10 protein-coding genes are annotated in these 12,034 nt (G+C 70.3%); 4 read left to right on the forward strand and 6 right to left on the reverse strand.

The genetic code is table 11. From position 1 onward, the window contains the following. The first annotated feature begins 33 nt into the window (after nucleotides 1–33). The 3 genes from EUA06_RS16980 (at nucleotide 34) to EUA06_RS16990 (ending at nucleotide 2,626) form a co-directional block, all read left to right on the forward strand. Nucleotides 34–1,179, forward strand: a complete 1,146-nt coding sequence (locus EUA06_RS16980) for an acyl-CoA dehydrogenase family protein (protein ID WP_129477974.1) — start codon at nucleotides 34–36, stop codon at nucleotides 1,177–1,179. Between the two features lie 213 nt (nucleotides 1,180–1,392). Next, nucleotides 1,393–1,839 (forward strand): 2'-5' RNA ligase family protein, encoded by a 447-nt coding sequence (locus tag EUA06_RS16985; protein WP_242498210.1) that lies wholly within the window; start codon nucleotides 1,393–1,395, stop codon nucleotides 1,837–1,839. Between the two features lie 52 nt (nucleotides 1,840–1,891). Next, complete coding sequence (locus EUA06_RS16990; RefSeq protein ID WP_129477976.1) at nucleotides 1,892–2,626, forward strand: VIT1/CCC1 transporter family protein; 735 nt, start codon at nucleotides 1,892–1,894, stop codon at nucleotides 2,624–2,626. 68 nt (nucleotides 2,627–2,694) lie between these two features. Here the strand turns inward: EUA06_RS16990 and EUA06_RS16995 are convergent, their stop codons facing one another. The 5 genes from EUA06_RS16995 to EUA06_RS17015 form a co-directional block, all read right to left on the reverse strand. Then, the gene (locus tag EUA06_RS16995; RefSeq protein ID WP_129477978.1) at nucleotides 2,695–3,558 is read right to left on the reverse strand and encodes a phosphotransferase; all 864 of its coding nucleotides are present in this window, start codon (nucleotides 3,556–3,558) and stop codon (nucleotides 2,695–2,697) included. Then, entirely contained in the window at nucleotides 3,555–5,444 is a 1,890-nt protein-coding gene (locus EUA06_RS17000; protein WP_129477980.1) for an alpha-amylase family glycosyl hydrolase, read from the reverse strand. The genes EUA06_RS16995 and EUA06_RS17000 overlap by 4 nt, the downstream gene beginning before the upstream one ends. An 11-nt stretch (nucleotides 5,445–5,455) precedes the next feature. Beyond that, a complete protein-coding gene (locus EUA06_RS17005; protein ID WP_207208406.1) occupies nucleotides 5,456–6,406 on the reverse strand; it encodes a sugar ABC transporter permease in 951 nt (316 codons plus the stop codon). Between the two features lies 1 nt (nucleotide 6,407). Beyond that, the gene (locus EUA06_RS17010; protein WP_129477982.1) at nucleotides 6,408–8,015 is read right to left on the reverse strand and encodes an ABC transporter permease subunit; all 1,608 of its coding nucleotides are present in this window, start codon (nucleotides 8,013–8,015) and stop codon (nucleotides 6,408–6,410) included. 142 nt (nucleotides 8,016–8,157) lie between these two features. Next, nucleotides 8,158–9,444: a sugar ABC transporter substrate-binding protein gene (locus tag EUA06_RS17015; RefSeq protein ID WP_129477984.1), complete on the reverse strand. Its 1,287-nt coding sequence runs from the start codon at nucleotides 9,442–9,444 to the stop codon at nucleotides 8,158–8,160. Nucleotides 9,445–9,578: 134 nt separating this feature from the next. Here EUA06_RS17015 and EUA06_RS17020 point away from each other — a divergent pair, with 134 nt between their 5' ends. Next, nucleotides 9,579–10,604, forward strand: coding sequence for a LacI family DNA-binding transcriptional regulator (locus tag EUA06_RS17020; protein ID WP_129477986.1), 1,026 nt, complete (start codon nucleotides 9,579–9,581; stop codon nucleotides 10,602–10,604). A gap of 9 nt (nucleotides 10,605–10,613) precedes the next feature. Here EUA06_RS17020 and pntB read toward each other — a convergent pair whose 3' ends face one another. Beyond that, nucleotides 10,614–12,032 (reverse strand): Re/Si-specific NAD(P)(+) transhydrogenase subunit beta, encoded by a 1,419-nt coding sequence (pntB, locus tag EUA06_RS17025; protein WP_129477988.1) that lies wholly within the window; start codon nucleotides 12,030–12,032, stop codon nucleotides 10,614–10,616. Nucleotides 12,033–12,034: the final 2 nt, after the last annotated feature.

The raw sequence follows: 12,034 nt of genomic DNA on the forward strand, positions 1-12,034 counted from the left end.
CACCGCAGGTGACCCGCGGGTAACATAGCGCCCATGAAGCGTGAGATCTACGACGAGGACCACGAGGCCTTCCGCGCCTCCGTGAAGCAGTTCCTGGACCGCGAGGTGGTGCCCCACCTCGACACGTACGCGACGAACCACGGCCTCGACCGCGACTTCTGGATCGCGGCCGGCAAGCAGGGCTTCCTCGGCCTCGAGATCCCGGAGGCGTTCGGCGGCTCGGAGGCCGGCGACTACCGCTTCAACGCGGTGCTCACCGAGGAGCTGGCCAAGGTCAACATGACCCTGCCCAGCTGCGTCGGCATCCACGCCGACATCACCGTTCCCTACCTCGTCCACCTCACCGACGACGAGCAGAGGGCGCGCTGGCTGCCCCGCGCCGCGTCCGGCGAGCTGGTCACCGCGATCGGCATGACCGAGCCGGGTGGCGGCTCCGACCTCGCCAACCTGCGTACGACGGCGGTGCGCGACGGCGACGACTGGATCATCAACGGCTCCAAGACCTTCATCACCAACGGCGGCTCGGCGGACCTCGTGCTGGTCGCCGCGCGCACCAGCCCGGAGAAGAAGGCCAAGGGGATCTCGCTCTTCGCCGTCGACACGAGCCTCGACGGCTTCAGCGTCGGGCGGGTGCTCGACAAGGTCGGCCAGGACGAGTCCGACACCGCCGAGCTGTCCTTCGAGGACGTCCGCGTGAGCAACGCCGACCTCGTCGGCCCGCTCGACACCGGCTTCATCTCGATGATGCAGTTCCTGCCGCAGGAGCGCCTCGGCTCGGCGATCACCAACCTGGCCCACGCCAAGCAGATCCTGGAGGAGACGGTCCAGTACGCCAAGGACCGCCAGGCGTTCGGCCAGCCGATCGGCTCCTTCCAGAACACGCAGTTCCTGCTGGCCGACCTCGTCACGCGGGTCGACGTCACGCAGGCCTTCGTCGACCAGTGCGTGGTCGCCCACACCAAGCAGGAGCTCACCCCGGTCGACGCCGCCAAGGCGAAGTGGTGGACCTCGCAGGTGCAGAACGACGTCCTCGACCACTGCGTCCAGGTGCACGGCGGCTACGGCTACATGAACGAGTACCGCGTCGCCCGCGCCTGGCGCGACGCGCGCGTGACCAAGATCTGGGCCGGGTCCAACGAGATCATGAAGATGCTGATCGGGCGCGACCTCGGGCTGTGAGACGAGCAGCGGTGACCGAGGCACGAGGTCGACGCGTGGGCTCGGCCAGGTCGAGTGGCCCCGCGGCTGAGGGACGAAGCCGCGCCGGGGCGTACCGAGACTGATGCGGGCCTTCGTCGCGGTCGTCCCGCCCGTCGAGGTCGCCGAGCACCTCGACGAGTTCCTGTCGGTGCGTCGGGAAGCCGCGGAGTTCCGGTGGTCCGACCCCGGGCAGTGGCACGTGACGCTCGCCTCACCGCAGAGCTGCCCGAGCGATCGCTCGACCTCCTCGACGACCTGCTGTCGCAGGCGGTCGCGCGGCGCGAGCGGTTCGGGCTGCGGATCACCGGTGGTGGGGCGTTCCCGCACCCCGACGGCGCGCGCGTGCTCTACGCCGCCCTCGATGCGGACGACGACGCTCCACTGGACGGGCTGGCTGGTGTGTGCCGTTCGGCGGTGTCACGGGCCGGTGGTCGAGTCGACGGCCAACGCTTCCGGCCGCACGTCACCCTCGCCCGCCTCGGTCGACCGGCCAACGTCACCTCGTGGGTGCGGCTCCTCGACGCGTACGACGGACCGTGGTGGGAAGTCGACGAGGTGACGCTGGTCGCCTCACACCTCGGCGAGGGTCCGCGGCGACGGCCCCGCCACGAGGTCCTGGGGAGCTACGAGCTCGGCTGAGCCCAGCCTCACCTTCGTTGAAAGCGGGCTCGCACCCGGCGAGGATCATCACGTGAGCAGCATCGAGATCGGCACCGACGAGCAACCGCAGCACTTCCACGACGACCTCGGCGAGGTCGGCACCCGGCTCAACTGGCTGCGTGCGGCCGTCCTCGGCGCGAACGACGGCATCGTCTCGACGGCCGGAGTGGTGATGGGTGTCGCCGGTGCGACCGACGACCGCGGCACCATCGTGATCGCCGGCATCGCGGCCCTGACCGCAGGGGCGCTCAGCATGGGGACGGGCGAGTACGTCTCCGTCAGCACACAGCGCGACTCCGAGAAGTCGATCCTCGCCCTCGAGGCCGCCGAGCTGGAGCAGATGCCGAAGACCGAGGAGCGCGAGCTCGCCAAGATGTACGTCGACAAGGGCCTCGCCCCGGAGACCGCGCAGCAGGTCGCCCGCGAGCTCACCGAGCACGATGCCCTGCGCGCGCACGCCGACATCGAGTTCGGCATCGACCCGGACAACCTCACCAACCCGTGGCACGCGGCCTGGGCGTCGATGCTCGCCTTCACCATCGGTGCCCTGCTGCCGCTGCTGATCGTCGCCTTCGTGCCCGACGGCGTGCGGATCGCGGTGACGGTGCTCAGCGTCGTGGCCGCCCTGGCGCTCACCGGCTTCGTGAGCGCCCGGATCGGTCTCAGTCCGCGGCTGCCCGCCGTCGTGCGCAACATCGGGGGCGGCCTGCTCGCGATGGGCGTCACCTACGCGATCGGTTCGTTCGCCGGCATCCACCTCGGCTGACCTGACGCTCCTGCACACGGCACACCCGTCGACCTGACGCTTGTGCGCACGGCGCGCGTGCACAAGCGTCAGCTCGGCGCGTGCCAGCTGGAGACGAGGTCCAGGCACCAGTCGACGTGGCGGCCGGGATGGCCGGCGAGGCAGCTGGCGGTGACCAGGCCGTACGCCGCCCGGTGGAGGACGAGCGCACGCGGGTCGTAGCCGAACCGGGTCGTCGTGGCCTCGTCGAACGCAGCCGTTGCGGCCGCGGCCCCGGGACCGAACATGTCCTGCAGGCACGCCGCGACGGCGGCGTCGAAGGCCGGATCGCCGACCGTCGAGACGTAGCCGAAGTCGAGCAGCCCGGTCGGTCGTCCGCCCTCGAGGAGCACGTGCACCGGACCGAGGTCGCCGTGGACGAGGCGCGGCGCCACCGGCTCGAGCGAGCGGAGGTCCTCGGCCATCCGCTCGACCACGTCGGCCGCGACCCAGTCCGGGACCAGCCGCGCGCGACGGCGTACGAGCGCAGCCATCGACTCGCCGAACGGCACCGCGGGATCGAAGGGCACCTCCCCGTCGGGCACCGGGAGGACGGCCATGTCAGGGTGCGGCTCGACCCGTGCCAGCCCGGCCAGCACCTCGACGACCGGTCCGGGACCCGGCCCACCCGGCCGGCCGCGCAGCCGCGGATGCACCGTGAGCACGAGCCCGGCCACCTCGGCGACCTCCTCGATGCGAGGCACGGTGAGCGGCACGCCCGCCTCGCGCAGCCCGGCGTCGACGGCGTCGTAGAACGTGCGCAGCCGCTCGATCTCCTCGAGCGGGCGGCGGTCCCACAGCTTCACCACGCGCTGGTCGTCGAGCGCTGCGACGACGCCCTCCATGCCACGGCCGACCTCGTGGGTGACGCTGAAGCCCGCTGTCCGCATCACCGCGAGCGGGTCGGTGTTCATCCGACCTCGTGGACCGAGACGCCGGCCTCCCCGGGCAGGGTCAGCGTCGAGGAGGCGGTCGTCGCCGCTGCTCCCACCAGCGTGGTGAGCGTGGGGTCGGGGCCGAGCGCGTGCAGCGGCAGCTCCACCGCGTCGGTGCCGCGACGCACAGCGTGGACGAGCACGGTCTGGTCGGGGTGCTCGCGCAGGAAGGTCATCGAGTCCTCACCGGCGTGCAGCCACCGCAGGCCGCCGCGCCGCAGCGCGACGTGTGCGCGCCGCAGGGCGATCCAGGCGAGGTAGGCGTCCATCGTCGGCTCGTCCCACGTCTCGCGACGGTCCCAGGGGTACGGCGTACGCGCGTGCTCGCCGTCCACGGCGGTCAGGCCGAGCTCGTCGCCCATGAAGACGACGGGCACGCCGGGCATCGTCATCTGCAGCCCGAGTCCGACCAGGTGGAGGTCGCGGCCACGACCGTCGAGATCCGTTCCGCCGTCGGTGCCGCCGCCGGTGACGGTGCGGAAGCGAGGGGTGTCGTGGGAGTCGAGGTGCATCGTCGAGCCCTGCCACGCCGTGAACGGGATCGAGCCGTGGACGTCGCGCATCGTGGCGACGGCCGCGGTGCCGGGCAGCACCGGGATGTCGACCGGCAGGCCGAGGTAGTCGAGGCCGTGGGGCAGCCCGGGGCCGCCCGGGGCGCCGCCGTTGAGCCAGCACCACACCGGACGGGTGAACCCGGCGTAGTCCATCGTGCCGTGCCACCCGGCTCCGGTGAGGTCGGAGGTGGCGTCGTGCCCGTGCTCGGCGAGCAGCCAGCCGTCGTCGGCCACCTCGTCGATGGTGCGGCGCAGCGCCTCGGCCACGGTGTGGGCCAGGTCGTCGGCGCCCATCCGGCCGGTCATGTTCGCGACGTCGACCCGCCAGCCGTCGAGGCCGCGGCGCAGCCAGTGCGCCGCGATCGAGTCGGGACCGGCGTAGAGCCGGCGCGCCAGCTCGGCCGAGGTGTGGTCGAGCTTGGGCAGGCTCGGGATGTCGAGCCACGCGGCGTAGCCGTGCGCCTCGGTGTCGGAGAACCGGTAGAAGGACCGCTCAGGTGAGGTCGGGTCCTGCTGGGCGCGGACGAACCAGTCGTGGTGCTCACCGGTGTGGTTGGTGGTGAGGTCGCCGACCAGTCGCAGGCCGTGCGCGTGGACCGCGTCGGCCAGTCGCCCGAGTGCCTCGTCGCCCCCGAGGAGCGGGTCGACCCGGTCGAAGGACACCGCGTCGTAGCGGTGGGTGGACCACGCCTCGAAGACGGGCGTCAGGTAGAGCAGGGTCGCGCCCAGGTGGTCGAGGTGGTCGAGGTGCTCGGCGACGCCGTCGAGGGTGCCGCCGTACCACTGGAACGGCACGTCGGGACCCTTGTGCACGACCGGCTGGTCCCACTCGCAGGGGATGGCCCAGTCGGGGACGGACGCGCCGGTCTCCGTGCGACCGAACCGGTCGGGGAAGACCTGGTAGCCGACCTGGTCGGGCACCCACGCGGGGAGCCGGTGCTCGGTGCTGATCAGGAAGTCACCGCCGTCGGTGACGTCGCGAGCGTGCACGCCGGTGGCCGTGAGCCAGCGGAAGTCGGAGGGACCGGTGGAGACGAGGAAGCGGTACGACGTCACCCGGTTGACGATGCGCAGCCCGACCTCCCACCACGCGCCCGCCGCGTCCTCGGCGACCTTCTCGGCCCGGCCGATCGCCGGCTCGCCGTCGCGCACCGTGCGCAGCACGACCTCGCTCGCGCCCGGCGTACCGTCCGCTCCGCGCGGCACCCGGACGCGCAGGGTCACCACGTCGCCCAGCGAGGGTCGGGCGTGGGAGACGTAGCACGGCGAACCGTCGTGGTGCGGGTCCAGGGGGTGGGGTTCGGTCGACATCGACCCCGGGCCTAGCCCTTCACACCGCCGGCGGTGATGCCGCCGACGATGAACCTCTGCAGGTAGAGGAACAGCAGGACCACGGGGATGGCGGTCATGATCGAGCCGGCGGCGAAGACCCCGAGGTTGTTGGACCGGTCGGCGTCGATGAGACCGTAGAGACCGGTCGCCAGGGTCTTGTTGCCCTCGTCGCGCAGGAAGATCGAGGCCATCAGGAACTCCCCGATCACGCCGACGAACACCAGCAGGCCGCAGACCGCGAGGATCGGACGCACGAGCGGCAGGATGATCCGGAAGAAGACCTGGACGTGGCTGGCCCCGTCGAGCATCGCGGCTTCGTCGAGCGACATCGGGATCGAGTCGAAGAACCCCTTGATCAGCCAGACCTGGCCCAGCGAGCCGCCGCACATCATCAGGATGTAGCCGGCGAGTGTGTCGAGGCCGATCGCCGGGATGACGGCACCGATGTCGGTGAACATCAGGTAGAGCGCGACGGCTGCGAGGAACTGCGGGAACATCTGGATGAGCAGCAGCGCCAGCAGGCCGCCTCGCCGGCCGGTGAAGCGGAAGCGGGAGAAGGCGAAGGCCGCCAGGGCGCTGAAGAACAGCTGCACGAACACGACGGCCGCGCACACGATGATGCTGTTGCGGTACCAGGTGCCGAAGGGCTGTTCGTCGAGCAGCTGGGTGTAGTTGTCGAGGCTGAACGCCTGCGGGATCAGCGTCGAGGTCACCACGTTGCCGAGCGGGTTGAGCGATGCGGAGACGAGGTAGGACACCGGGAAGAGCGCCCACGCGACGGCGATGACGCCGACGAGGTGGCGCCAGCCGACCTCGCGGAACCAGCGCTTGGCACCCATCTTGACCTTCGGCGCCTTGCCGCCACCGCGACCGGACGCCTTCGCGACCGGGGCGTCCTCGACGAGCGTCGTGCCGGGCGGCGGGCCCTGGACCTGTGTCATGTCAGTTCACATCCTCGAGCGAGCGGGTGGCACGGAACTGCAGGGCCGCGATCACGCCGGTGACCACGAAGAGGACGACGGAGACGGCAGCGGCGAAGCCGATCTGCACGCCGCCGGCACCGAAGGCGAGGCGATAGGTGTAGCTGATCAGGATGTCGGTGCCGCCCGCGGTGGGGTTGTCCGGGCTGAACGGCCCGCCGCCGGTGAGCAGGAAGATCGCACCGAAGTTGTTGAAGTTGAAGGCGAAGGTCGCGACCAGCAGCGGTGCCACCGTCACCAGGAGGAGCGGGAAGGTGATCCGCCGGAAGCCGGCGAAGCCGTTCGCGCCGTCGATCCGGGCCGCCTCGGTCAGGTCCTCGGGGATCGCCTGGAGCGCCCCCGTCGAGACGAGGAACATGTAGGGGAAGCCCATCCACAGGTTGGTGAGCAGGACCGCCACCTTGGCGGTGAAGGATCCGCCGAACCAGTTGATGTTGAGCCCGGTGATGTCGTTGATCAGGCCGAAGTCCTGGTTGTAGAAGCTCGACCACAGCAGCAGGGAGATGAAGCCCGGGATCGCGTAGGGGAGGATCAGCAGCGCCCGGTAGATCTTCTGGCCGCGCACCCGGGGATCGTTGAGCGTGATCGCGAAGACCAGTCCCAGGAGGAAGGTCCCGACGACCGAGAGGGTCGCGAACACCACCGTCCAGACGAAGATGCCGAAGAAGCTGCTGCTGATGCGGCTGTCGGTGAAGATCCTCTTGAAGTTGTCGGTGCCGACGTTGGCCGTCCACGACTGGTCGGACAGGCGCTGGCCGCCCTCGTCGACGAAGTACTCACGGTCGCCCTGCTGCTGCGCCGTGTAGACGGTGCCGCTCGCCTCGTCGGTGATCGTGTCGGCGTCCTCGTCGTAGACGAGCGTGGGTGCACCTTCGAAGGCCTCGCTGGTGCCGTCACGGACGATGAAGGTGTCGCTGTCGGTGGGGATCGCGATCTCGTCGAGGGCGTCGGAGGCGGCGCTGATCTGCTTGATGTCGAGGACGGTGTAGCCGTCCACCGCGGTGACCCGGCCACTGTCGAGGGTGACGCCGCCCGGGTCCTCCTGCAGGCCGTCCTCGGTTCCCTCGAACACGGTCTCGGGATCGTCCTGCGGGACCAGGAAGTAGGTGAACGGACCGGAGGCCGGGTCGCCGTCGGTGGCGATGGTCAGGTTGTACTGCGGCGAGTCGTCCGCACGCGTGACCGACGAGCCGACGATCTGCTCCACCGTCGTCTGCTTGTCGTTGCGGGTGCCGTCGCCGTAGTTGGTGAACGACGTCTTCGCGGTGAGCGCGATGGGGAAGACCACGAAGAGGGCGAGCATCAAGGTGCCCGGCACGAGGTACTTCGCCGGCAGCGCCCGTCCGGTGGCGTAGGTCGCGACGAGGATCAGCGTGACGGCCCAGAGCACAGTGAGGAAGAGCCACGACTCCTCGGCGACCAGCGCCGGGGTCAGCGCGATCGCGGTGCCGATGACGATGCCGAGGAGGAGGACCTTCACCAGGATCGCGGGTACGTCGTCGCGACCCGGCCGGCGCGCGATGCGCGAGCCGCGGTGCGAGGGGTCAGTGGGGTCGATCGGGTCCGCCATGGCAGTTCCCCTTCACGGGAGGAGCGGGGCCGGGGTCTGGGTCGAGCAGCGGTGCTGGGCCTGCGCAGGTGGGAGCGCAGACGCGGGTGGTGAGCCCGGCGGGCGGCTGCTGCCGCCCGCCGGGGTCACGTGACCGGGTCGATCAGCCGGCGTCGGCGATCGCCTTGTTGATGGTGTCTCCGGCGGACTTGATCGTCGCGACCGGGTCCTTGCCGCTGACGATGGCGGAGTACGCCTTGCCGAGGGGCTCCCACACCGAGGCCATGGCCGGGATGGCGGGCATCGGGGCGGCGGCGTTGGCCGCCTCGGTGAAGACCGTGAGGTCGGGGTCGTCGACCTGCTCCTGCACGGAGGTCATCGCGGGCGGGAGCTGCGTGCCCTCGAAGAGGGTCATCATGGCCTCTTCGCTGTTCACGCCGTTGTTGACGAACTCCTGCGCGATGTCCTTGTTCTTGCCGTTGGCCGCGACCATGAAGGCCTGGGCCCCCATGAAGGGCTGGGCCGGGTCCTGACCGGCGAAGCCCGGCACGGGCTGGATGGCGTACTCGAACCCGGCCTCCTTCACGTCGGCGAGGGCCCACGGGCCGGACACGAGGAACGCTGCCTTCTTGCTGGTGAACAGCGCGATCGAGTTGTCACCGCTGATCGAGGTGCGCAGCACCTTGGCCTTGGCCAGCTTGGAGATCTCCTGGGCGGCCTTGATCGAGCCGTCCTTGCCGATCCCGACGTCCTGCGAGTCGTAGCCGGTGGCCTCGTCGTAGGAGAAGATGTAGCCGCCGAACGAGGTGAGGATCGGCTCCATGTGGTACGCGTCGCCGAGCTCACCGACCGGGAGGTTGAGCGCGGACTCGACGTCGCCGGACTTCACGGCCGCCTCGCCCGCGGCGATGGCGTCGTCCATGGTGGCCGGCTCGTCGGGCACGACCTCGGTGTTGCGGTAGAGCGCGAGGGCCTCGGTGCCGTAGGGCACGCCGTAGAGCTTGCCGTCGTACGTCGTGGCCTGGACCGCCTTCTCGGAGTAGCCCGAGAGCTCGTCGGGGGTCAGGTTGAGCGGGTCGATCGCGCCGTTCTGGACCAGGTTGCCGATCCAGTCGTGCGCGCCGACGACCACGTCCGGACCGTTGCCGGCCGCGTCCGCGGTGACGAAGCTGCCCTGCAGGTCCTCCGAGATGGCCTGGACCTTGACGGTGATGCCGTTGGCCTCGCCGAAGGTCTCGGCCACCTCCTTGACGGCGTCGATCTTGAGCGAGTCGGTCCACACCAGGAGGTCGGCGTCGCCACCTCCGGAGTCGGCGCTCGGGCTGGAGCTCGAGCTGCTGTCGGAGCTCGAGGAGTCGCTGGAGCCGGAGCCACCACCGCCACAACCGGCGGCGGTGAGGGCGAGCACCGCGACGGCCACCGGGCCGAGGGTGCGGTTGAGTCTGCGCATGAGGGGGGCCTCCGAGGGGAACGGCAGTGTGAGGGTCGCCACACCGTACAACCGGTTTGCAGGGTTGGGAAGTCCCTGCAATTTTTTGCAGACCTGCCGAGACGGGAGTGACGTGGGTCACTAGTCTGACCGGCGTGAAGATCCGGTTGAGCGAGATCGCGGCACGCTCCGGCGTGAGCATCAGCACCGTCAGCCGCGTCCTCAACGAGCAGCCCGGGGTGAGCCAGCACACCCGTCGGCAGGTCCTCACCGCCATCGACGTCCTCGGCTACGACCGCCCCGTGCGGCTGCGGGCGCGGTCGGGCGGCCTGGTCGGCCTGGTGCTGCCTGAGCTTGAGAACCCCTACTTCCCGCGCCTCGCTCACCACCTCGAGGTCGCGCTCGGCCGCCTCGGCCTCTCCCCCGTGCTCTGCAGCCAGACGCTGGGCGGCGTCCACGAGGACGACTACGTCGCGATGCTCCTCGAGCACTCGGTGGCGGGCATCGTCTTCGTCTCCGGCGTGCACGCGCTGGTCGACAGCGATCCCGCGCGCTACCAGCGACTGCTCGACCTCAACCTTCCCTTCGTGCTCGTCAACGGTGCGCTCGACGGGCTGGACGCACCCACCGTGTCCACCGACGACGGGGCGTCCGTGGAGCTCGCCGTCCAGCACCTCGAGCACATGGGGCACACCCGCATCGGCGCGGCGCTCGGCCAGCTGCGCTACCTCCCCGCCCAGCGCAAGCGCGACGCCTTCCTGGAGACGGTGCGCGAGCGCGGGCTCGTGCCCGACGACCTCCAGGCCCACGACCTCGTCGAGACCACGGCGTACTCCGTCGAGGGAGGTCGGCGCGCGGCCGAGATCCTGCTGGACCGCGGGGTCACCGGCATCATCTGCGGCTCGGACGTGATGGCCCTCGGCGTCATCCGGTCTGCCCGCCAGCGTGGCCTGCGGGTGCCCGAGGACCTGTCGGTCGTCGGCAGCGACGACAGCCAGATGATGGAGTTCACCGACCCGCCGCTGACCACCGTGCGCCAACCCGCCGAGGCCCTGGCCCAGGCCGCGAGCGAGGAGATCGCCGAGCAGCTGGCCGGCGCGCGACCGCACGCGGGCGAGGTGCTCTACCGACCCGAGCTCGTCGTGCGCGGCTCCACGTCGCGCGCTCCCGGGCCGGGCTAGCCCCGGAGGCTAACCCAGGGCGGCGACGATCTCGTTGACCTTGTCCTTGGCGTCGCCGAAGAGCATCTGGGTGTTCTCCTTGAAGAACAGCGGGTTCTGCACGCCGGCGTAGCCCGTGGCCATCGACCGCTTGAAGACGATGACGTCCTTGGCCTTCCACACCTCGATGACGGGCATCCCGGCGATGGGTGAGTTGGGCTCCTCCAGCGCTGCCGGGTTGACGGTGTCGTTGGCCCCGATCACCAGTACGACGTCGACGTCGGGGAGGTCGTCGTTGATCTCGTCCATCTCGAGCACGATGTCGTAGGGCACCTTGGCCTCCGCGAGCAGCACGTTCATGTGGCCCGGCAGTCGACCCGCGACGGGGTGGATGCCGAAGCGGACGTCGACGCCCTTCGCGCGCAGCTTGCGGGTCATCTCGGCGACGGGGTACTGCGCCTGGGCGACGGCCATGCCGTAACCCGGCGTGATCACCACGGACGACGCGTCGGCCAGCAGCGCGGCGACGTCGTCGGCCTGGATCTCGCGGTGCTCGCCGTAGTCACGGTCCTCCGCGGGACCCCCGTCGGACCCGAAGCCGCCGGCGATGACGCTGACGAACGAGCGGTTCATCGCCTTGCACATGATGTAGCTGAGGATCGCACCCGACGAGCCGACCAGCGCGCCGACGATGATCAGCAGGTCGTTGCCGAGCATGAAGCCGGCCGCGGCCGCCGCCCACCCGGAGTAGCTGTTGAGCATCGAGACGACGACGGGCATGTCGCCGCCGCCGATGGCGGCGACGAGGTGGAACCCGAGCACCAGCGCGAGGACGGTCATGATCCCGAGCGGCGCGATGCCGCTCCAGCCGTCGGCGTTCATGAACCAGACCAGCAGGATCGCGGACAGCACCAGGATGGCGAGGTTGAGCAGGTGCCGGCCCGGCAGCGTCATCGGCGCGGACTTCATCTTCGCGCTGAGCTTGAGGTTCGCCACGATCGAGCCGGTGAAGGTCACGGCGCCGATGAAGACGCCGATGAAGACCTCCGCGTTGTGGATGCCGTCGGCCTCGCCCGCGAAGTCGGCCACCTCGATCCAGGTGTTGTAGCCGACCAGCACCGCCGCGAGGCCGACGAAGCTGTGCATCATCGCAATGAGCTCGGGCATGCCGGTCATCTCGACGCGCTTGGCGAGCCGCAGGCCGATGACGGCGCCGACCGTGCCGGCGACGAGGATGATGACCAGTCCGACCACGACCGGGCCCTGGTCGATGTAGTCGGTGCCGAGGTAGTCGAGCACCAGCAGCAGCGTCGCGACGAGCGCGAGGCCCATGCCGGCCATGCCGAACTGGTTGCCGCGCCGCGCCGTCTCGTGCTTGCTCAGGCCAGCGAGGGCGAGGATGAAGAGGAGCGCCGCGAGGATGTAGGCGCCCTGGACGAACTCGACCACCG

Source organism: Nocardioides glacieisoli, assembly GCF_004137245.1.
Taxonomy (GTDB): domain Bacteria; phylum Actinomycetota; class Actinomycetes; order Propionibacteriales; family Nocardioidaceae; genus Nocardioides; species Nocardioides glacieisoli.